This is a genomic window from Thermoflavimicrobium daqui (genome assembly GCF_003313465.1).
GTDB lineage: Bacteria > Bacillota > Bacilli > Thermoactinomycetales > Thermoactinomycetaceae > Thermoflavimicrobium > Thermoflavimicrobium daqui.
Window position 1 is genome coordinate 524,252 of record NZ_KZ845664.1, and the last position, 20,694, is coordinate 544,945.

Below are 20,694 nucleotides of genomic sequence, written 5' to 3' on the forward strand. Positions count from 1 at the left end.
GAAAATAAATGCCTTTGGGTAATGATATTCTATATCGATTATTAAGAATATAAATAACTATGTCAACCACCTAGTATCTTATGGTGGATTGACATGGTTGACAGACTACTTAAGATTGCTTAAATGTTTTTTACCCATTCTTAGAGCGAGCACACTAAGAATCACGGCAATAGCTCCAATATAAAAGGGAATCGAAGGATCATAAATTTCAGCGAGCTTACCAGCTAACCATGGAGCGATAGCTCCACCTGTGAACCTAACAAAGCTATACGCGGATGATGCGATGGAACGTTCAAATGGAGATACATCCATCACCGCTGTCGTGAGTACGGTATTCATAATACCAAGAATGAAACCAGCGATCACAATAGCAGCAACTAAAGTATTTTGCGAATAACTACCCCATCCCATCACCAAAAGATCAAGAGTTAATAATACTAAGGTAACATACATCGTAGGGATAGAGCCAAAACGATCCATCAGCTTTGGTGCCACAATTACCGAGGAGATTGCTAGCATAATCCCCCAAAAAAAGAAAACAAGACCTAATTCATGCTCACTCATGTGTAGGACAAATGGAGAAAAAGCGAGTAGAGTAAAAAAGCCATAATTGTATAATAAAGCGGTAATTGCTAGGGTAAATAAACCGGGATGACTTAATGCCTTAAATGGATCAGATAAGGAACTGCGATATTTGGGCTTAGGAATATCACGTAAAAGGATGGAAATGGCAAGAAATCCAATAATCATAAGGGCTGCAACACCAAAAAATGGACCTCGCCAGCTAATACTGCCAAGTCCCCCACCAAGCAAAGGACCTACTGACATTCCCAGGCCGATGGCGGCTTCATATAATATGATTGCTCCAGCAGCTCCACCTGAAGCCACACTTACAATGACCGCTAAAGCTGTAGAAATAAAGAGAGCATTTCCAAGTCCCCAACCCGCACGATAGCCAATAATTTGCTGGACAGTATTAGACGTTCCACCTAAAAAGGCAAAGAGGATAATGAGCATAAGTCCGATAAGTAAAGTCCATTTGGGACCAATTCGACTCGAAATCCATCCAGTAAACAACATAGCGATACCTGTCACTAACATGTAGCTTGAAAATAATAATGAAACTTGGCTAGGACTTGCATCGAGCTGTTTGGCGATTGCGGGTAAGATCGGATCTACTAACCCCAGCCCCATAAATGCAACAATACAAGCAAAAGCAACAGCCCAAGCTGCTTTAGGCTGTTTAAAAATACCTCTAAGAGAGTGATCTTCATGTTTAGTTGTATCCATCATCGAAATAATCCACCACCTAATCTTTACTATCATGTAGTTCTTGCAATTTCGCTTGAATTCGTTTTCGTTTCTGATCATATTCCTCGATCATTTTATCCATTTTTTTAACTTTCTCTTGCAGCATCATTTGTTGTGTACAAAGGGTATGATCAAGCTGATTTAATAATTCAATTTGTCTTTCCAAAGCCACTGAGTTTTTGTCTTGAAAGTAGTTTTCTCTTAACTCATGATATTTTTTCTCTAGGAGTAATATATTTTTGATCTCATTTAGTGAAAGTCCAAGTAAGTCACGCAAATTTTTCATATGCAGGATTTGTTCGATATCTTGATCAGTGTATAAGCGGTATCTTCCTTCTGTCCGACCAGATGGTGTAATTAAACCGATCTCCTCATAATAACGTAGCGTACGTTTCGTAAGTCCTGTTTTCTTTGCTACCATTTCAATCTGATGCATTTTGGCTCACTCCTGTTTGATTATAGCATATTTATAACGTTTACGTAAACGTTAATCTTATACAAGCGAAACTAAAGCTCATCAGTAAGATGAAATCATACATAATGCCATTATGACAATTCCAAGATGATTGATTCAAGTAGGATTAAAATAAATGAAACTGGATAGAGATTAGGTAAAAATATATACTCCAAGAGGAACTTTATATCTTTGCGAGCGAGAAAGCCCCTAGCTTCAGCTATGGGGATGAAAACGAGCGTCAGACGAGGGAAAGGGCTTTTTACCCCTCTCGCAAGTCTGACCATCTTTTGTTTTTTTACTTTTAGTGATCAACTAGAAGCACTATTCATAGAAAAAACAAAAGAGCTTGAAACTACTATATCAAGTATGGAGATCATGCCTGACCATGTGCATTTACTCATACAATGCGATCCTAGGTTTAGTATCCATAAGGTAGTCAAGCATCTCAAGGGGTATACATCATGAGTATGAAGACAAGAGTTTCCACATCTGAAATCACGAATCCCCTGCGTTTACGCATGGGGAGTGGTCAAGGTGTAATCTTTCAACAATGTAAGGTTGACTTAAGATAATTCGATGGAATAGAAGGAAGTGAATCACATATATTTATAGATGTGTAAGCCAATCCTTCTTAAATCACCTTTAACCGCCAAAGTTCTCTAGTTGTAGAGAGTGGATAGGCGGTTATTTTTTTATAAAAAAGCCAGTCTTAACGAAAAGACTGGTTGATTGATTGCCTATGAATTTAGATAAAAATAAGTCAAAGTCGCTTAATTGGGAAAGGAGACCAGAGTTGTGGCAGTTTCATTAGTCTTAGCGAAGGCGTTCAATTTTTAGAAAAATTGGGGCAAATAGGCTCGATGTGCTTCTAACATTTCATCAAGAACCTTTTTAGCTGTTTCATCGGATGATACCAATGGATTGATCGTTAAGGCAAGAAGAGCTTGATTATAATCACCACTGATGGCGGCCTCGGATGTAATCACTTCAAATGATTTGATTTGCTGTACGAGCCCAATGACAGAGGTAGGAAGTTCTCCCATAGCAATCGGCTTTGGGCCATCTTTAGTAATCAGACAGTTTACTTCAACGGCAGAATGATAGGGGAGATTGGCAATAGAACCTCGATTTTCCACATTTACGGTTTGGATATTTTTCTTATCATTATATATCGCATCGATGAGGTTACAAGCCGCATCACTATAATAGGCCCCCCCACGTTGTTCTAGTTGTTTTGGTTTTTCCTGTAAGTTTGGGTCTTGGTATAGTGCAAATAACTCTTTTTCTACTTCATAGACATGGTGAGCCCGTGTTTTTCCTTCTTTTTGGAATTGTTGTAGCTGATCAGCAAGCATCTCTTTCGTTTTGTAGTAATAGCGATGATAAGGACAGGGAATGACTCCTAATGCTTGTATAAATTGAGGCTCCCAGTTGAATTCAGGAATATTTTTGATATGAATGGATGAATTTTCTCGTGCTATTTGTTTTAATAGCTCTTGACTAATGTCTTTCCCATCGAGATAAGCACGCAAACCAAATACCATGTGGTTTAATCCAGCAAAGTCGATATGTATGCGATGAGCTTCAACATGAAGTAGTTTGGCAAGATTTTGGGTCATACTAAATGGTACATTACATAAGCCAATTACTTTTTTATGCTTGGCATAACGTAATAAAGCTTCTGTGACCATTCCCGCTGGATTGGTAAAGTTGATTAACCAAGCGTCTGGACAAAGTTCTGTCATCTCTTGACAAATATCGAGAAGAACCGGAATTGTACGTAATCCTTTAAAAAAACCACCCACTCCATTCGTTTCTTGCCCCAATAGACCATACTTTAATGGAATGCTCTCATCTAAAATACGGGCAGGTAGCTGTCCTACACGAATTTGCGTGGTAACAAAATCAGCCTCTTTCAAGGCCTCTTTTCGATTGAGAGTTAGATGAATTTCCATAGGAACGCCTGCTTTTTTAACCATTCGTTTTGCTAAATTACCAACGATCTTTAATTTTTCCTCCCCTTCTGGAATATCGACAAGCCAAAGCTCACGGACAGGAAGCGAAGTATATCGTTTGATAAATCCTTCAACTAATTCGGGAGTATAACTCGATCCTCCACCAATCGTTACCACTTTCAATCCTTTAGACAATGAAATCATCCCCCTTTTTAGAATATTATATGTTTATTGTAACACTGTTTTTAAGTGCAGAGGAGAGTAACCCATTCTATACCTTACATGTCTTCTATATATAAAAAAGTGCCGACCCCAGTTAAAGGGATCGGCACAAGAAAGAATTTATTCACTAGCTGCATTTCCTTTGCTTTCTTCCGCAACCATTTTCTTTTCATACATTTTGAAAAACGGATAGTAAATAATTCCTGCTAAAATAATATTAATAAAAAGCAGGACTACTGCCCTCCAGTCTCCTCCGGTAGCTAAAAAAGCACCAATTGGAGCAGGAAGCACCCAAGGAGGCATGACAGCGATTCGATTGACTAAATCAAGAGAAAAGGCAATATAAGTGGTAATAACACAAACGACTGGAGAAAGGATAAATGGGATAAACATGAGTGGATTCATAACTAATGGTGCTCCGAAGATTACCGGTTCATTAATATTAAAAATACCTGGAACAAGAGACACACGCCCAACTTGCTTTAAATAAAGCGATCGAGAAAAGAGCATTAAAATTACAAGCGAAATGGTTGTTCCTGATCCACCAATATACACAAACCATTGCACAAATGGTTCTACAATCATATTGGGAAGTTCTTTTCCAGCAGCTAAGGCAGCCGCGTTTTCATCAAGCAAGGCCAGCCAAACAGGTTGGAAGAAAGATCCAACTACAGCAGCTCCATGAATACCAGCTGACCATAGCAACATGGTAAAGAATACAGGAATAAGTACGCCTAAAAAGGTATTACCAGCAAATACAGATAACGGTTTAAAGATAATCTTTAATACTTCATTAATATCAATTTCAAGTATAACGCGAATGACCCACATAGTGACAAGAATAATAATGGCAGGAATTAGTGCCTCAAATGCACGTGAAACCGAACTAGGAACTGCTTCAGGCATTTTAATCGTAAAATTTATTTTTTTAAGGAAACGCAACACTTCAACAGCGAATAACATGGCTAAGATAGCAACAAATAAGCCTTTCCCACCTAAATTCCCAATGGGAAGTAACATACCCATCGGTTGATCTTTAGGCAGTAGATGATCAAGATTGACAGGAACCGTTGCCATTAGAAAGGTAGCTAGTGTTAAGATTCCACCCATCATTCCATCAATTCCATATGACTTGGCCAAGTTTCTCCCCATAGCAAACGATGCATACAATGACATCATACCGAGTGAGAGATAGTATGGAATGACAATTTTCTGCTTATATGGCTCAATAGCTTTAGCCCAGCTTTCTACTGGTGGGTTAGCAATAATCAAAAAGAAGGAACCCACAATGATGAGGGGGAGAGTAGCGATAACCCCATCACGGATCGCACGTAAGTGCTTTTGCTCGGCAAGCTTAGTCATCGGTGGCATGAATTTCTGTTCCACCCATGTTAAAAATGCATTCATTTCAAACCTCCTTATCAAAGAAAGCGATTTCATTTTAGAATATTATACCACTTAATAAAAATAAGTCTAGCACTTTTTCAAATCTATGTATTCTTTAATATATTGTAAGTAATCTAATGAATTAGTGTTTTTCAATATGATAATCTTATTCCCTAATTTCTATGAGATTTAACAATATAAAGCTTTAAAAAGAAATAAAATAGAACATAATTATGTAGACAGGTTTTATAAGATGAATTAATATAAACGTAAATATTTAAAATCAAAGTTAATTTAGGGGAGGAGCTTAATGAAAGTATTAATGGTTTGCTCTGGCGGAATGTCGAGTGCAATAGTAGTTAAGTCAGTTCAACAAGAAGCTGCCAAGCAAGGCTTTTCTTTAGAAATCAAAGCAGTTGGAACGAATGAATTTGAACATGAGTTGCCTCACTATGACTTAGGTTTAGTTGCTCCACAGGTAAAACATCGGCTTTCATTTTTTCAAGAGATAGGTAAAAAGTTAGGAAAGCCTATCGAACTCATTCCCCCTATGGGTTATACTCCGCTTGGTGGCCCTAAGCTTATAAAATTGATTCGCGATCATATGAAAGATTAAGAAATCAATTGTATAGGAGATGAAAAATATGGACCCAAATAACAACTTAGAACAGGAAATTTTTCAAATCATTTCTCATGCTGGAACTGCACGTAGCTTTGCCTATGAAGCCTTACAAGCTGCTGAAGACTTTGATTTTTTAAAAGCGGATGAATTATTAAAGCAATCTGAAGAAGAGTTAGCTGAAGCACATAAAACCCAAACCCAATTAATTACAGCTGAGCTAAATGGTGAAAAATTAGAAAAGTCATTATTGCTCATCCATGCACAAGACCATTTAATGACAGCGATTTCAGAACAAAAACTAATTGAGCGTATTATTCGTTTGACGAAGAAGCTGAGAGAAAAAACGTCATAAGGGGCTCTAGAAATGAAGTATATCATTGGTGTAGACGGTGGCGGTACCAAAACGGAGGCAGTTGGCTATGACTTATCAGGTCAGGAATTAGCACGTGGTTCTAGAGGGTTTGCCAACGTCTGTGTTGATGCAGAAGAGGCAATTTTGAATATTGTAGAAGCAATCCGTTCTTGTATGGACCAGATCAAAACAGGAGAGTGTCTTTATCTGTATCTCGGACTGGCTGGAAGTGAAAGTGGTAAGAATATAGATCAATTAGAAGAAGCCTTAAAGAAAAACTTTGGAGTTCCCTTTTCCATTGTCAATGATGCACCTATTGCTCATGCAGCTGCATTGGAAGGAAAAGATGGGATTTTGACTATTTCAGGAACTGGCTCGATTTGCTATGGAGTTAATCAAGGAAAGCAAGTGTTTGTTGGTGGATGGGGAAATTTACTAGGAGATGAAGGTAGTGGGTACTGGATAGCAATCGAAGCCCTTCGCCAACTCATTCGTGAAGGTGAACAGGACCTACCGTATAGTCTACTAAGTCAAGAGCTGCTTACTTATTTCAAAATCAATGATCTACGCCAAATGATAGGAATCATTTATTCTTCTTCTAAGGGAGAAATTGCCGCACTTGTTCCAGTTGTTGTAAAAGCCGCCGAGCAAGGTGATCTGAATGCTCAAAATATTTTACAAAGAGCAGGTCAACATTTAGCTGAGATTACCGTTTATTGCTGGAAAAAGCTTCGATTAAAGGATGAAGTATATATCGGAATGAATGGAAGTATTTTACACAATGTAAAACAAGTACAAGAAGCTTTTATTCAACAGGTTCAAAAAGAAATTCCTCAAGCAGTAGTGGTTACCAATCAAGCTCCAGCAACGAAAGGTGGCTATTATCTAGCATTAAAAGAATTAGATAAGATATGAAAAAGCGGGAATTACCCCGCTTTTTTATTTGAACATATATAAAAAATTCCTTATTTTAGAAAGCCACCTTGGTAGGTTAATGAAAAAACTTCAATTCCAGTACACATACATTTGATATTTTCTGCTCCAGTAAACAAAGCGATACTTCCATTAAATTGATTACTATATAAATAGGATCCTTTTGTCATCTGAGCAGGCCCACGTAAAGATTGTGTTTGATTTTCTAAAAAGATAGCTTCATTAAGTACTTGATAAATTTTTGTTATTTCTTTTATATCTGTGATGTCTGAGGTGATTCCTCCATAGTAATTCATTGTCCAAATAGGATCATTTTTTAAAAAAACGATGTCTTGTCCGGAAAAGTAGAGGGAACCAAAATAAATACTCCAATATCGAAAAGGGTCTTGATCATATTCATACTGTTTTGAATTGGGTGGAGAATAAGCCTGATTTGTTGGTTTAGATGTGAATGAACTTTTTTGAGCTTCATTCAAAAAGGAAAGAAAAGCTTTCTGATCAAATAGTGGTTGTATCATAATGATTTATCTCCTCTTTATATTGGAAATTTCGGATCTCGATGTGTTGTATAAAAAGAAGAAATATCTCTAGCGACCGTTTTGGATCAGTGATTAACTAGCATTTCATATCAAAAATATAGGTTATTACAAAAGCGGGGGGTACCCCACTTTTTAATTTATTAATATAATTATAATTTATCTTATACTAGAATATTATTTGATATTTATAATAAATTTTTTAATATCTATTGCATAAAAATGATAGCTGATATATATTAATGAAAAAGAAAAAGAAGCTGAATTATAAAAAAATAATACAAATAATGATAAGTTTTATATATCTTATAATCTAGAGACAACATGGGTGAAAAGCAACAGAAAGAGGAAGTCCCAATCAACTAAGTTCATAAAGTTATAAGAGGAAATTCATAATGGAGGAAATCTTTATGAAAGATCAAGCAAAGTATCAGTGTTACCCTTTTTTTATTGCTCGTACAACACTCAATTCCTATAGTAAGTATATCAGCCAATGGGAAAGTTGGGGATTTATTTTTAAGAGGGACGATTTAGAAAAGTTATTCATTGAGGATAAAAAGTTTCAGGAAAGTGTGTTAGTATCATCGAAAAATTTATATCTGTCTATTTTGGAAAATAACTACAAATTAACCAATAAACATTTTATTAGTTTATTAAAATATTTTATTAGAAACTCTACACGGACCACTCCATATGGTTTAACCGCTGGAGTTAGTACTGGGAGGTTCTCAGAAGAGACTTCTATCAATATAGGCTCTGATTCCTCCATAAAAAAGATTGCTCGACCCGATATGGAATGGTTATATAAAGTTATTAAAAAATCAGAAGAAATATTAGGTATCAAGTTAAGAGTCAGGATAAATAATACTCTCCTAAATAAAGGGTATAAATTAGTAAATGTATGGAATACATACTTAAAATCTCCTTTTGACAAGAATAAAGAAATAGTAGATCAAGTAAGCATTAATAATACAAAGGCTGTTCAAATTGTATTTAACAGTATACAAGACGACTTTATGAGTATAAAAGATCTTTTGACTATCCTTCACGAACATTATCCAGATGTAAATGAGACAGTGTTTCATAACTTTATCAGTGAGCTCATAGGAAAAGAATATTTAATCAGTGATTTAAGAGAAAATCTCCTTAATAATCATCAATTTGAAACTTTGATAGATAAGCTTGCAAAATATCAAATTCGAAGTGACTATTTTGATAAATTGGAAAGCATTGAAGAGAAAATTACCTATTATAATCATTTAGAGATAGGTAAAGGCATTGATACGTATGTATCATTAATAAATCAAATGGAAGAGATCGCAACTTCCCAAAACTATTTGCAAGTGGATATGTACAGGAATCCCGAACAAATGGATTTGGATCAAAACACAAAAAATGATGTGGAAGAATTGGCAGACTTTTTATCTATATTTGCTACTCCAAGAGAGGAGTCTTCTTTGCAAAATTATAAGAATAAGTTTATAGATAAATATGGTAGACGAGAAGTAAATTTGCTTGAAGTAATCGATGAAGTCTATGGCATCGGATTACCGAATCGGACGGAAGAGAATATGATTCAGAGAGATCAGGAAGATATATTAGAAGAATATTTAAACAATAGACTAATCTATTGTCTGGAAAATCAACAAAATGAAATAAGTATATCTGAAGAATTTGTATCGAATTTAAGAAGGAGAAGTATTGAGGAAGAAGCATATGCAAATTCAAATGATAAAAAAAGCTTACCAAGATCGATAGAACTTTCATTATTTATCCTTGACAACCAAAAGGATCAAAGAAGATATATATGTAGTCCATTAATAGGAAGTGAATCAGCTGGGCAATCCATAGGGAGATTTATGCACTTGTTAAATAATAAAGAAGAGATATTACATAACCTAAAACAAGTTGAACAAACAAGCAATAAAGAAACAGTAGAAATAACTTTCATACCTAAAATAGGTAGAAATGCGAACGTTATGGCCTGTGAAACCTTTCGAGATACCTTTTTAGAGTTTGGCTCTAAGACTCATTTACCAGAGAAAAAAAGTATATCTCTAGAGGATATCTATATTGGTTTAAAAGGAAACCATTTTTACTTTCGATCTAAGTCTACCAATAACATACTTTCATTTAGTGTAAATAACAAGTTTAACTCTAATTATTACCCACCCTTATTCAAATTTATGATTGATGCAAGTAGAGATAGACAAAAAAATATTTTTCATGTCATTCAAGTAATTGATAGGATTTCAAGGAAGTTTATAAAGTTTCCTAGAGTTTCTTATAAGAATTTAATTTTATCCCCCGCTGTCTGGAGATTGGAATCTTCTTTCTTTAAAAGGGGAAATCAAATTGTTAGTAAAAATGAGTTTACCAAATTACTGGCTGAATATCGATTAAAATACAAAATACCTGATCAGGTTTTTGTTCAAGAATGGGATCAACGATTATTGTTAGATCTAAATGATCAGCAATGTATTGAGTTACTCTATAGCTTTTATAGAAAAAATGACAAAATCAAACTACTAGAAACAATCTTTAAGACGAATGATCAAATTACTAAGGATAGCGAAGGAAACCGCTATTTAAGTGAGTTCGTGTTCCTGTTACAACAGAAACGGCCAGAGAAACAAATTTTTAATATGGATAAAGCAGTAGAAAAAATATCGAATGTCAGTGAGGACTCTGATCAGAGAGTTTTTTTTCCTTTTTCAAGATGGATGTATTTAAAGATGTATATTCAGCCTGAGTTAGAAAATGAAGTACTTATTAGTTATATTTATCAATTTGCCAATAAACTGGTCGCTTTAAATTTAGCGAAAAAGTTTTTCTTTATTCGTTATAAAGATAACAAGCAACATATCCGGCTTCGATTTGATTTAGCAATGGATATTGATTTTAATCATTTGTTAAAAGAAACCATTCGTTTTTCCGAAGAATTAAAGCGATTAAAGATTATGGGAGCTTGGTCTATTGATAGTTATGAACGTGAATTAGAGCGTTATGGTGGAATGCAATGCATAGAGCAAGCAGAAGAATTTTTCTACGATGATAGTCTAGCCACTATCGAAATACTGAAGGCAATGGAAGAAAATAATATCACAATGGATGAAGACACAATTGTGGTAATTTCACTTGCCAAATTAATGCATGATGCTGGGATATCAATAGAGAAACAATTTGAAATATTGGATTCCGTCGTAAAAAAAGATGATTATAGAGATTTATTTAATAAAGATAGGAAAAATTGGATTAAAATGATCAATTCTGATCATAATTGGGAGGAATTAAGAAGTACCGATGATGGCTTAAGGTTATTTCATATTTTAGAAAAAAGAAGTGATTCCATTCTTAGATATTGGACACAAGTTGAAGAGGAAGCCATGAGAGGAAGTATTACGAATTCACCCAAACATATTCTTTTAAGTCTTATTCATATGCATTTTAATCGATTTTTCGGAGTCGATAAAAATAAAGAGAAACGAGGAATGGCTTTGCTTCGTCACTCTTTGCACGCACGATTGGGCTATAAGAAAGCGCAGGCGAAGGCTTTTGAAAAACAATAATAATAAGAGGGAAGTTTTTTCTACAATAAAAAATGTGATAGAGATAGTAAGGCTAATCTTAACATTTAAAAAAAAATATCTGGTTATCACTTCTATTTTAACTATTTTAATGGGTTTTCTACCTTTTGTTAGTTTGCTCAATACACAAACTATTATGAACACCATTCAATCTAGTAATGGTAAAGCATTTAATACAATCATCATTAGCATGATTATATTTGTAGTGATTGAAATTATCACTGAGGTTGTAACTTCACTGAATAGCTATTACTCTGCTGTATATAATGACTATTTGTCATATGAATTTAATCTAAAAGTATTAAAGAAAACAAAGGAGTTTGGCCTCAAAGAGTTTGAAAATCCTGGTATTTATGATTTGATTCAAAGAGCTGAGCAAGAAGCAGGACTTCGGCCTTATAAAATCTTAACCTCTTTGTTTAGCTTGTTTTCTGCTTTGATTAAATTGGTATTCTCTATTTCTATTTTGGTGATATGGCATTGGTGGATTTTGTTCGTCGTTTTATTTTTCCCGATGATCGCTAGTTTATATTTTTTTAAAATTAGTAAAGAAGAGTATTTAGTATATTTTAATCGTACGAAACATGAAAGAAAATCCTGGTATATTGCTCATCTATTAACTAAAGATCTATTTGTCAAAGAGGTTAAGGCTTTGAATTTAACGGATTTCTTGACTGAGAAGTTTAAAACTATTAGGTATAAATTTGTTACTGAAAATAGGGTTTTAAATAAAAGACGAACAAAGTTTACGTTTTTCTTTCAGATTTTGAACTTAGTATTTACGAGCTCGATCGTATTATTAGCAATCTTTGAGTCTTTTGTCGGGAAGATTTTAATCGGAAACTTAATGACATATATACGTACGATCTCTATGGTGGAAGAGAATGTAAAATTAATTATTACTCAATTTTTCTCGATTCATCAAGATGGTCTACATGCTTCAGAATTAGTTCGCTTTTTAAGATATAAAGTTAAAGAGCAAGCGAATGAAACAGGAGAAAAAATCGTAGTTAATGAGATTCAGAAGATTGAGCTTCGAAATGTTTCATATCAATATGATGGAAAGGAAGATTATGCACTAAAGAACATCAATCTAGTGATTAACAAAGGAGATAAAATTGCTCTGGTCGGTGAAAATGGTTCTGGAAAGACAACATTAATAAAATTACTTATGAATTTATATCATGACTATACTGGAGAAATCCTGATTAATGGAATCAATATAAAAAATATAAACATGGAGAAATTGAAACAGAAGGTTTCTGTGATTTTTCAGGATTTCAATGAGTATCAATTTCGTGTAAGAGAGAATATTGGTTTTGGCAAATTAGACCAACTAGAAAATGATCACTCGATTATTAAAGCAAGCCAAGATGCTGGAGCCGATTCTTTTATTGAACAGTTACCTAAAAAGTATGATCAACAAGTAGGGCAATGGTTTGAAGGAGGAGTGCAACTTTCGGGCGGTCAATGGCAAAAATTAGCAATTGCTAGAGCTTTTGTTAGGGATGCAGATTTTTATGTTTTTGATGAACCAACAGCTGCCTTAGACCCACTTTCAGAATTTCAGCTATTTAAAAGAATTGCTATGGTAACAAAAGATAAGATAGGCATATTTATTACTCACCGCTTTATTAATGCTAGATCTGCGAATCGAATCATTGTTTTAGAACAGGGTCAGATTATTGAGGAAGGAACACATGAGAAGTTAATGGACAATAAAGGGAAATATGCAATGTTATATGATTTGCAATTAGGTATGATGGGCAAGAAATAACTGAATCCCAAGAGCTAACTATAAAGTCATGATAAGATCCATATGATTTGGTGAAGCTGATGGTATTGAAAAAAATTTTTTTTACACATCAACCAGAGAAATGAATACTTTCACAATTCCTGTATATAGTCATTATGATCCAAATGAAAAAATAATATTTTATTTTTAACCGATTTTCTTCAACCTTTGAGTTAAATGAATCCAATCATTATATTATCGTAGCACCAGAGATAAGTAGTTTTACTGAAGAACTAACTATTCACGACGATCCCATGCTATATCAATTTTTAACAGAAAAAGAAAATATTATTTATATTGCAACAGGATCATTCGCGAAACAAGATGACAGTTTTTATGTTCATTTGATCGATGCGTTTCAGAATACAGATTATAACCTGGTTATTTCCTAGAATAAAGACGAAAGGTTAATTCAGGATATTATAATCAAGCTAATTTACTTATTAGACAGTTTGTAACGCAATAATTTGTATTAAAGTATACTTATTTATTTGTTACTTCAGGAGGATTTAATAGTATATAAGAGTCAATCTATTATCAGGTACCCATGTTGGTAAATCCGATTAGCTCAGAACAGGTTTTAAACGGATTAATCATTGAGAATTAGGGTTGGGGTTAACAACCGATAAAAAACGTGAGGAGTATTTAACAAGAGAGTTTCCAAATGGGTACCTCGATTTAGGGCTATTACATGGAATCGCATCACCGTTAGTATTTTTATTACTAGCTTTAAAAGAAGGAATGGTTGTAAGAGGACAAAGAGAAGCCATTAAAGAATAATGTCTATTTATAAGAAGTACATAATAGAATAATATGGAAAAATATATTGGCCTAGTGCACTAAAAAATGATCAAAATATGAGACCGCATGTATATAAGAGTCGTACAGATCGACCTAATTGGTGCTATGGCGAAATTGGAATTGCTCGTGCATTATATCTCTCTTCAAAAGTAATAAATGATTATGAAACTTTTTATTAACGATGGATGCCCCCCCAACTTCCCGCCAACATAAATTACCTATTTCTGAAAGAGTTGAATTCGTTTCAAGAGCATCTAGTAATAGCTTGAAGGTTTCCTCACCTTCTCCAGATACAACATAATTGATAAAAGGAAATTCCTATGCAGTGTTTCACCTTGAATACCATCGCAATTGGCTCCACCAAATAAAGTAAGCAGCTCTGGACTAAATTCTTTTAATTTTTTAGCTAAAGCGAGTGAGGGAACATTTTGTAAATAGGAAGAAGTAAATCCAACTATACCATAGTTGTTTGAAATAGTTTCTTTAGCTAATTGGTTAATAAATTTAGGTGCTATCTTATGAAATGTGGCTAAAACACTTGTGTCAAATCTTTTCTGACTGATATATTAACTAAATTCCTCGATATACCTTTCTTCAACACTGTAAAGTCACTCGTAAATATCCATTCCCCAGCCCCGACAAAGAAACCATCAGCTATTTTGGAATAATCGGAGAATCCCAGCTTACCATTGGATTCTTGCATAATAAATTAAGCCAGCGAATGGTGGCATATAACTGATCAATCTGATGTGAGTGTTTACATTGCTTAGCTATAGACTTAAATAGGAGATGATTCGATGTTGTATATCTAATAGATTTGGAGTGTATGGTGAAAGAATCTTTAGGAAGTGTTGGTTATAGATGATATTAAATTTTCCTCCAGTTTTCCTCTTTTGTATCAAGCATGTTATCCAATGTCATTTATAAATGAATTGTAATCTGTTTTTTATTCAGGAGAATCAATTGGATATAGCTCACCTTTAAAAGCAAATGAAGTAGTTCCAGTTTCTTCTGATACAACCAAAATCAGGGCGTCACTTAGCTCACTAAGTCCAAGAGCAGCGCGATGTCTCATTCCAATGTTTGAATCGGTTGTTGCCAAAGAAGAAAGTGGGAGAACATTACCTGCTGAAACAATAAGGTTATTGCGAACTAAGACAGCTCCATCATGTAATGGGCTACCTGGATAAAAAATGGATTCTAATAAAAAGCTAGATAATATTGCATTAACAGGGGTGCCATTATGAATAAATGGGTCCAAATGATCCTCTCTTTGAATGACGATTAATGCCCCATGTTTTTGTGCTGAGAGACTTTGGAGTGCAGAGGATAAAATTAAATGATGATCTGTAAATGGTGATAGATATGCTTGTAAGTAAAATGAAGCAGCTGACTTTTGCATTTTATTATATATTTTTTTAATTCGTTCCAGTTCACATAGAATACAAATCTCTTTTTGATCTATATCTTGTAACATTTGGTCGATATCGGTTTTTATCTGTTTCATATATTGTTTAACTTGTAATTTCATAGATGAATCTAATTCGATTTTTTCTGAATCCATAGTATGTATAGCCCGCTTTCTTTTAATTTTTTTATATTTTATCCAAATTATATAGAATGTATGTGGTTGGGAAATTTCTTGTAAAGTATCATTGAAATATAAATTATTAGAAAGGAGTAATAAGTCGCTAAGAAGTAGCTGTAGAATCGAAGTAAATTTTATTGGAATAATAATAGATGTTTTTGGTATAATTTTTACGATCTAATACATTTTAAATCGGATTAGACAGAAAAGGAGATTCATATATGGAACCAAGAGCTGTATCCGAATCGAGAACGATCAAAACTGTTCTTGTATTACCTCCAGATACAAACCAACATGGTACGATTTTTGGTGGAAAGGTAATGGCTTTAATTGATGAGGTAGCTGCGATTACATCCATGAGGCATGCACGTAAGCCATCAGTAACAGCCTCTATTGACTCTCTTCATTTTATTAACCCAGCTCGGATCGGAGATGTATTAACGATAGAGGCTTTTGTTACATCAACTGGGAAAACCTCAATGGAAATATTTTGTCGAGTAACATCAGAAAATTTAAAGACACGTCTTAAAACATTAACAACGACTTCCTTTATCACCATGGTTGCGATTGATGAATATGGGAAGCCTTCTCCAGTGCCACCAGTAATTCCTGAAACGGAAGAGGAGAAGAGATTATATGAGACAGCAAAGATAAGAAAAGAACGACGATATCAAAGCAAAAAGGAATTTGAAACTTTTTTAGGAAATCGTTCCTCCTGATAAAACAAAAACATTACTTATCATTACATATATACAAACTCTGCTACTTCACTTTGTATATGATAAATGACTTTTGATCACTGCTAATCTGATAGGTTAGCAGCTTTTTAAATGGTATAAAACCGAATAATAATCATTATAAAAAGGAAAAAGTTCGTCTATGAATTTTTTTCTACTTTATTGTTTTGCTTTTATACGTTATAATCGGTTTGAAAATCGAATAATATTTTCAGCTCGTATAATTGCAGGAATTGGCCTGCTAGTCTCTACCTAATCACCGGAAATGATTAGACTACGAGTGAGGTTACCTTTTTACCCTTTTTTGGTATCCATTGTGTAAAAAGTGTTCTTCGCTCGGGAGTCAGTAGCTTCTCGAGTTTTTTTATTTTTAAGGAGGATTTAGATGAGTTTTTGATTGCTATATTACTCATCTTTTTGAACTCCCCTCAGCTATTAAATAAAAAAAGGGAAAAGGAGAAGGTTCATGCAAAAGCTGACGAAAACATATACTTTGGGATTACAGCATGTTTTAGCCATGTATACGGGTGCGGTGATTGTACCTCTTATTGTGGGCAAAGCGTTGAAATTAACACCAGAACAGCTTGCATATTTAATTGCCATTGATCTACTCGGCTGTGGAATTGCAACTGTATTACAAGTATGGAAAAACCGTTTTTTTGGTACGGGTTTACCCGTTGTTTTAGGTTGTGCCTTTCAAGCTGTCGCACCGATGATTGCCATCGGTAATCAATATGGTATTACAGCGATTTATGGAGCAATTATTGCCTCTGGACTATTTGTTATTATTTTTTCTGGATTATTTGGGAAGATGCTTCGCGTTTTTGCTCCAGTTGTGACTGGCTCAGTTGTGACGATTATTGGCTTAACCTTAATTCCCGTAGCGATTTATGATATGGGTGGTGGAAAAGGAAGTCCGGATTTTGGACACCCACAAAACTTACTTCTTTCTTTTGGTGTTCTATTGTTTATTATTCTTATGAACTGTTTTACGACTGGTTTTCTTCGTTCAATTTCTGTTTTATTCGGGATTATCTTGGGAACAGTAGTTGCGGCGCTGATGGGAAAAGTAGACTTTAAGCCAGTATTAGAGGCCTCATGGTTTCATATGGTAAAACCACTCTATTTTGGAGTTCCTACTTTTAATTTATCCGCTATTTTAACCATGATTTTAGTAGCTATGGTTAGTATTGTAGAATCAACAGGCGTTTTCTTGGCTTTAGAAAAAATTTGTGATCGTAAGTTAACTGAAGAAGATTTAGCGCGAGGTTACCGTGCTGAAGGATTAGCAGTGCTCGTTGGTGGATTTTTCAATTCATTCCCTTATACCACTTATTCACAAAACGTGGGACTTGTTCAGTTAACCAAAGTAAAAACACGAAATGTCATTCTGGCGATGGCAAGTATATTGATTGTTTTAAGCTTTATCCCAAAAGTAGCAGCTTTGACAACACTGATCCCTACTGCTGTATTGGGCGGAGCGATGATCGCCATGTTTGGAATGGTTGTAGCTTCTGGAATAAGAATGCTCGGTTCAGTCGATTTGAACAGACATGAGAACTTGCTCATTGTTGCCTGTTCGGTCGGAGTGGGGCTAGGAGTGACGATTGCGCCTGATTTATTTAAACAATTGCCACAAAGTCTTCATCTTTTCACAGAAAATGGAATTATCGCTGGAAGTATTACTGCCATTACTCTACATTTACTTCTGAATGTAGGGCGAAGTAAAACGAGTCAGGTGAGCTCATCGACTGTTCAAGAAACAATATAAGAAGATAGAGTAGCTGATCCGAAAGACTTTGTTATATCTTGGTACCCTCATAAGCCCGTATCACTTTTTATGTGATACGGGTCTATTTTTTGGGATTAGTTTAGGTTTTCAAGATAGAAAAGAATGTTGTATCTTATGGTAGCGGAAATTAGATACTAAAGGAAACTTTGTTTTTTTCATGGTGGAAACAGCCCAATAGGAGTAAGTTTTCTCACTTTGTGTAATGAATGAAACGCTCGTTTTAAAGGGGAATTTTGATTCGAATATATAATCCTCTGGTAATATTAAATGAATTTGATGATGTTTAAACGGAGAGATGATAGATGAAAAAGTAAAAACAGTATGAAATAAGTAGTTGGTAAAAGGTTGATGCTTTTTTTCTTTTCTAAAATGAATCAGATTGAGGTTATTCAATGCTATGCAGTCATTTTTGATTTACTTGAAATATAACTATGCAAAATCATACCGATAATGATTAAAAACATTCCGATCCATGAGAAAAGTGAAGGAAATGCTGTATTCAGCCAAATTAACTCACCAAGTACAGTAAAAAGAACTTCCATCGATTGTGTAGCTTCAACCGCAGCTAGCTTTTGCATATTTCCATTTACAAGATCAGTGGCATGAAAAAATAGAACCGTTGCAATCACACCAGAACAAATCGCAACCATCAATGATTGGCTTGTTTGGGTAAGACTCGGCCCACCTTCGGTCAGTAATCCGTAGAGTGATAGGATCAGCCAGAAAGGAAGGCTTGCAAGTGTCATTCCAAGTACACGCTGATAAACGTCAAGTCGTTCCTCACATACTTCCATCATTTTACGATTCCCAAGTGGATAGGCAAATGAAGCGATAATGACTAGAATCAAGCCAAAACATAACTCTTTGATCGAAATTTGCTTGGCTTGTTCGATCTGCATCAGTAAAATTCCAAGTAGAATGATGAAAGACATGCTCAGACCTTTAAAGGGGACTTTCCCTTTTATCGTCTGGATACCTGATGAAGTTTCTATTTTTTCATAGAAAAAGGGAGCAAGCAGAGACCCTGATATAATAGTAATCTGCCAGGTTCCTGCGATGAGCCATCCTGGGCTATAAGCTGCTGCTAAGCATAGCGGTGCATAAAAGATACCAAATCCGATTGTGCTCCATAGTAGCCAAGCTATTGGTTGTTTGCGCATTTCATGTAACAGCGTAGATAAATTCTTTCGATAGAGAACAATGACGAGTAGAAAAGGAATCATAAAAAAATAACGTAGGGAAGCACTCCAAATCCAACTTCCACCTGATAATTCCATAGACCGATTGAGAATGAAAGAAGATGCAAAAAAAAAGGCAGCAAATATACCTAAAAGAATGGGCCGCAAACAGTTTCACCTCAGCACTTCATTTTATTTGATCAGTAATTTTCCTAGACTTAACCAGTTTTGCTCTACAAGATATGCTGCCTTCTGAGCATCCCCTTTTTTACAAGCGATAAGTATTTCTTCATGTTCCTGAACGGAGTGAAGTCCTTCCGTAGAACCAAATTTGGCAAGTTCTAAACGGTAAATTTTAGATGTAATTCTGTCTAAGGCCAGGTTAATTTCAGGATTTTCAGCCATTTCCAAAAATTGATAATGAAAGTGGTTGTCTTCGTTAATGGCTTTGATGATATCGGCTTCTTGAAGAGCTTGATGCAAAGATTGATTGATTTGCTCCAATTGATCGATATGATGTTGTGTTAATTTGGGAACAGCAAGACGAGTAGCTAAAGAATGTAAAGCAGCAACGACTGTAAATGCGTGTTTGGCCTCCTCTTCATCTAATGGTTTGACTCGAGTTATTGAACCAGGAATAGACTCGACTAATCGGTCATCTTCTAAGCGTTTTAACGCTTCTCTGACTGGAGTACGGCTAACTCCAAATTGAGATGCTAGCTCTACATCATTTAAACGTTGACCAGGCTCTAACTCTAGAGTGACAATCGCTTTTTTGAGTGCTTGATAAACCTGTTCTCTTAACGTCGGACGACTGATTTGTTTAATATGATTTTTCAACATAAAACCAATATATCGCATTTTGGTTTATTATGCAAATTTAAATTTAATTTAATATAATTGTAAAGTGAAGTTATTATTTACCCATGGAAAACGAGGAATAGTTTCGATTTACATAATAATAAATGGAACTGAATGCATATTTTCTTACATGACTAGTCGAGAATTGGATTGCTGATAAAAAATAGCAAAAAAACTATTGACTATATTTGATCTGTTTGATACTATATCTTTTGTCGCCTTAAGAAAGCGATGAAACAACAGAAAGTGTTCCTTGAAAACTAAAGAGTGAAACATGACTCGTTAATTCTTATGAGCAATCAAACTACTAGCAGTAGTTTAGAACTACTTTGAGAGTTTGATCCTGGCTCAGGATGAACGCTGGCGGCGTGCCTAATACATGCAAGTCGAGCGGGGAGTTTTCCTTCGGGAAAACTCCTAGCGGCGAACGGGTGAGTAACACGTGGGCAACTTTCCCCTAAGACTGGGATAACTCCGGGAAACCGGGGCTAATACCAGATAATCTTTTCGCTCGCATGAGCGAATCGTAAAAGGTTTCGACCACTTAGGGATGGGCCCGCGGCGCATTAGCTTGTTGGTGA

Annotated in this window: 17 protein-coding genes, 1 rRNA gene, 1 pseudogene and 1 riboswitch; of the genes and pseudogenes, 11 read left to right on the forward strand and 8 right to left on the reverse strand. The window is 35.0% G+C overall.

The features are described 5' to 3' along the window. Nucleotides 1-105 precede the first annotated feature (105 nt). Complete coding sequence (locus DL897_RS05490) at nucleotides 106-1,299, reverse strand: MFS transporter (protein ID WP_420824111.1); 1,194 nt, start codon at nucleotides 1,297-1,299, stop codon at nucleotides 106-108. 10 nt (nucleotides 1,300-1,309) lie between these two features. Continuing rightward, nucleotides 1,310-1,747 (reverse strand): helix-turn-helix domain-containing protein, encoded by a 438-nt coding sequence (locus DL897_RS05495; RefSeq protein WP_113658130.1) that lies wholly within the window; start codon nucleotides 1,745-1,747, stop codon nucleotides 1,310-1,312. Between the two features lie 330 nt (nucleotides 1,748-2,077). Between DL897_RS05495 and DL897_RS18595 the strand changes: the two are divergent. Continuing rightward, a pseudogene (locus DL897_RS18595) lies at nucleotides 2,078-2,230 on the forward strand (transposase); the annotation flags it as partial. A gap of 371 nt (nucleotides 2,231-2,601) precedes the next feature. On the opposite strand, the gene DL897_RS05505 reads toward DL897_RS18595, so the two are convergent. Both DL897_RS05505 and DL897_RS05510 read right to left on the reverse strand, forming a co-directional pair. After that, a complete protein-coding gene (locus DL897_RS05505; RefSeq protein ID WP_113658131.1) occupies nucleotides 2,602-3,918 on the reverse strand; it encodes a 6-phospho-beta-glucosidase in 1,317 nt (438 codons plus the stop codon). Between the two features lie 147 nt (nucleotides 3,919-4,065). After that, the gene (locus tag DL897_RS05510) at nucleotides 4,066-5,352 is read right to left on the reverse strand and encodes a PTS sugar transporter subunit IIC (protein WP_113658132.1); all 1,287 of its coding nucleotides are present in this window, start codon (nucleotides 5,350-5,352) and stop codon (nucleotides 4,066-4,068) included. 289 nt (nucleotides 5,353-5,641) lie between these two features. On the opposite strand from DL897_RS05510, the gene DL897_RS05515 reads away from it, so the two are divergent. From DL897_RS05515 to DL897_RS05525, 3 genes are read left to right on the forward strand one after another with little or no spacing between them, the layout of a single operon-like run. Continuing rightward, on the forward strand, nucleotides 5,642-5,947 hold the full coding sequence (locus tag DL897_RS05515) for a PTS sugar transporter subunit IIB (RefSeq protein ID WP_113658133.1): 306 nt from the start codon (nucleotides 5,642-5,644) through the stop codon (nucleotides 5,945-5,947). A gap of 28 nt (nucleotides 5,948-5,975) precedes the next feature. Then, on the forward strand, nucleotides 5,976-6,305 hold the full coding sequence (locus DL897_RS05520; RefSeq protein ID WP_420824108.1) for a PTS lactose/cellobiose transporter subunit IIA: 330 nt from the start codon (nucleotides 5,976-5,978) through the stop codon (nucleotides 6,303-6,305). A gap of 12 nt (nucleotides 6,306-6,317) precedes the next feature. Next, nucleotides 6,318-7,220, forward strand: coding sequence for an N-acetylglucosamine kinase (locus tag DL897_RS05525; RefSeq protein WP_113658135.1), 903 nt, complete (start codon nucleotides 6,318-6,320; stop codon nucleotides 7,218-7,220). A 50-nt stretch (nucleotides 7,221-7,270) separates the two neighbouring features. On the opposite strand, the gene DL897_RS05530 is transcribed toward DL897_RS05525, so the two are convergent. After that, a complete protein-coding gene (locus tag DL897_RS05530) occupies nucleotides 7,271-7,756 on the reverse strand; it encodes a DUF5680 domain-containing protein (RefSeq protein ID WP_113658136.1) in 486 nt (161 codons plus the stop codon). Between the two features lie 428 nt (nucleotides 7,757-8,184). Here DL897_RS05530 and DL897_RS05535 point away from each other — a divergent pair, with 428 nt between their 5' ends. From DL897_RS05535 to DL897_RS18995, 4 genes are all read left to right on the forward strand, one after another. Next, on the forward strand, nucleotides 8,185-11,343 hold the full coding sequence (locus tag DL897_RS05535) for a lantibiotic dehydratase (RefSeq protein ID WP_168188655.1): 3,159 nt from the start codon (nucleotides 8,185-8,187) through the stop codon (nucleotides 11,341-11,343). After that, a complete protein-coding gene (locus tag DL897_RS05540; RefSeq protein WP_145962199.1) occupies nucleotides 11,330-13,138 on the forward strand; it encodes an ABC transporter ATP-binding protein in 1,809 nt (602 codons plus the stop codon). The genes DL897_RS05535 and DL897_RS05540 overlap by 14 nt, the downstream gene beginning before the upstream one ends. Nucleotides 13,139-13,765: 627 nt before the next feature. Beyond that, nucleotides 13,766-13,936, forward strand: coding sequence for a hypothetical protein (locus DL897_RS18150; RefSeq protein WP_168188656.1), 171 nt, complete (start codon nucleotides 13,766-13,768; stop codon nucleotides 13,934-13,936). A gap of 41 nt (nucleotides 13,937-13,977) precedes the next feature. Beyond that, nucleotides 13,978-14,136, forward strand: a complete 159-nt coding sequence (locus DL897_RS18995; protein ID WP_420824112.1) for a lanthionine synthetase LanC family protein — start codon at nucleotides 13,978-13,980, stop codon at nucleotides 14,134-14,136. Between the two features lie 767 nt (nucleotides 14,137-14,903). On the opposite strand, the gene cdaS is transcribed toward DL897_RS18995, so the two are convergent. Then, nucleotides 14,904-15,521 carry a sporulation-specific diadenylate cyclase CdaS gene (cdaS, locus tag DL897_RS05550; protein ID WP_113658140.1) on the reverse strand — a complete coding sequence of 206 codons (618 nt, stop codon included), beginning with the start codon at nucleotides 15,519-15,521 and terminating at the stop codon, nucleotides 14,904-14,906. Nucleotides 15,522-15,766: 245 nt separating this feature from the next. Between cdaS and DL897_RS05555 the strand changes: the two genes are divergently transcribed. Beyond that, nucleotides 15,767-16,264, forward strand: coding sequence for an acyl-CoA thioesterase (locus DL897_RS05555; protein WP_113658141.1), 498 nt, complete (start codon nucleotides 15,767-15,769; stop codon nucleotides 16,262-16,264). A gap of 214 nt (nucleotides 16,265-16,478) precedes the next feature. Beyond that, nucleotides 16,479-16,579, forward strand: a riboswitch (purine riboswitch). Between the two features lie 169 nt (nucleotides 16,580-16,748). Beyond that, nucleotides 16,749-18,053 carry a nucleobase:cation symporter-2 family protein gene (locus DL897_RS05560; protein WP_113658142.1) on the forward strand — a complete coding sequence of 435 codons (1,305 nt, stop codon included), beginning with the start codon at nucleotides 16,749-16,751 and terminating at the stop codon, nucleotides 18,051-18,053. 416 nt (nucleotides 18,054-18,469) lie between these two features. On the opposite strand, the gene DL897_RS05565 is transcribed toward DL897_RS05560, so the two are convergent. Both DL897_RS05565 and DL897_RS05570 read right to left on the reverse strand, forming a co-directional pair. Beyond that, nucleotides 18,470-19,420 (reverse strand): DMT family transporter, encoded by a 951-nt coding sequence (locus tag DL897_RS05565; protein WP_113658143.1) that lies wholly within the window; start codon nucleotides 19,418-19,420, stop codon nucleotides 18,470-18,472. Between the two features lie 24 nt (nucleotides 19,421-19,444). After that, complete coding sequence (locus DL897_RS05570; RefSeq protein WP_113658174.1) at nucleotides 19,445-20,095, reverse strand: GntR family transcriptional regulator; 651 nt, start codon at nucleotides 20,093-20,095, stop codon at nucleotides 19,445-19,447. Between the two features lie 343 nt (nucleotides 20,096-20,438). Here DL897_RS05570 and DL897_RS05575 point away from each other — a divergent pair. Next, nucleotides 20,439-20,694: ribosomal RNA gene (locus DL897_RS05575) — 16S ribosomal RNA — on the forward strand; the annotation flags it as partial.

Bases quoted from the DNA above. Each gene is read 5' to 3' on its own strand.
- DL897_RS05495 (WP_113658130.1), bottom strand. From the start codon at position 1,747: ATGCATCAGATTGAAATGGTAGCAAAGAAAACAGGACTTACGAAACGT.
- DL897_RS05510 (WP_113658132.1), bottom strand. From the start codon at position 5,352: ATGAATGCATTTTTAACATGGGTGGAACAGAAATTCATGCCACCGATG.
- DL897_RS05515 (WP_113658133.1), top strand. From the start codon at position 5,642: ATGAAAGTATTAATGGTTTGCTCTGGCGGAATGTCGAGTGCAATAGTA.
- DL897_RS05520 (WP_420824108.1), top strand. From the start codon at position 5,976: ATGGACCCAAATAACAACTTAGAACAGGAAATTTTTCAAATCATTTCT.
- DL897_RS05525 (WP_113658135.1), top strand. From the start codon at position 6,318: ATGAAGTATATCATTGGTGTAGACGGTGGCGGTACCAAAACGGAGGCA.
- DL897_RS05530 (WP_113658136.1), bottom strand. From the start codon at position 7,756: ATGATACAACCACTATTTGATCAGAAAGCTTTTCTTTCCTTTTTGAAT.
- DL897_RS05535 (WP_168188655.1), top strand. From the start codon at position 8,185: ATGAAAGATCAAGCAAAGTATCAGTGTTACCCTTTTTTTATTGCTCGT.
- cdaS (WP_113658140.1), bottom strand. From the start codon at position 15,521: ATGGATTCAGAAAAAATCGAATTAGATTCATCTATGAAATTACAAGTT.
- DL897_RS05555 (WP_113658141.1), top strand. From the start codon at position 15,767: ATGGAACCAAGAGCTGTATCCGAATCGAGAACGATCAAAACTGTTCTT.
- DL897_RS05560 (WP_113658142.1), top strand. From the start codon at position 16,749: ATGCAAAAGCTGACGAAAACATATACTTTGGGATTACAGCATGTTTTA.
- DL897_RS05570 (WP_113658174.1), bottom strand. From the start codon at position 20,095: ATGTTGAAAAATCATATTAAACAAATCAGTCGTCCGACGTTAAGAGAA.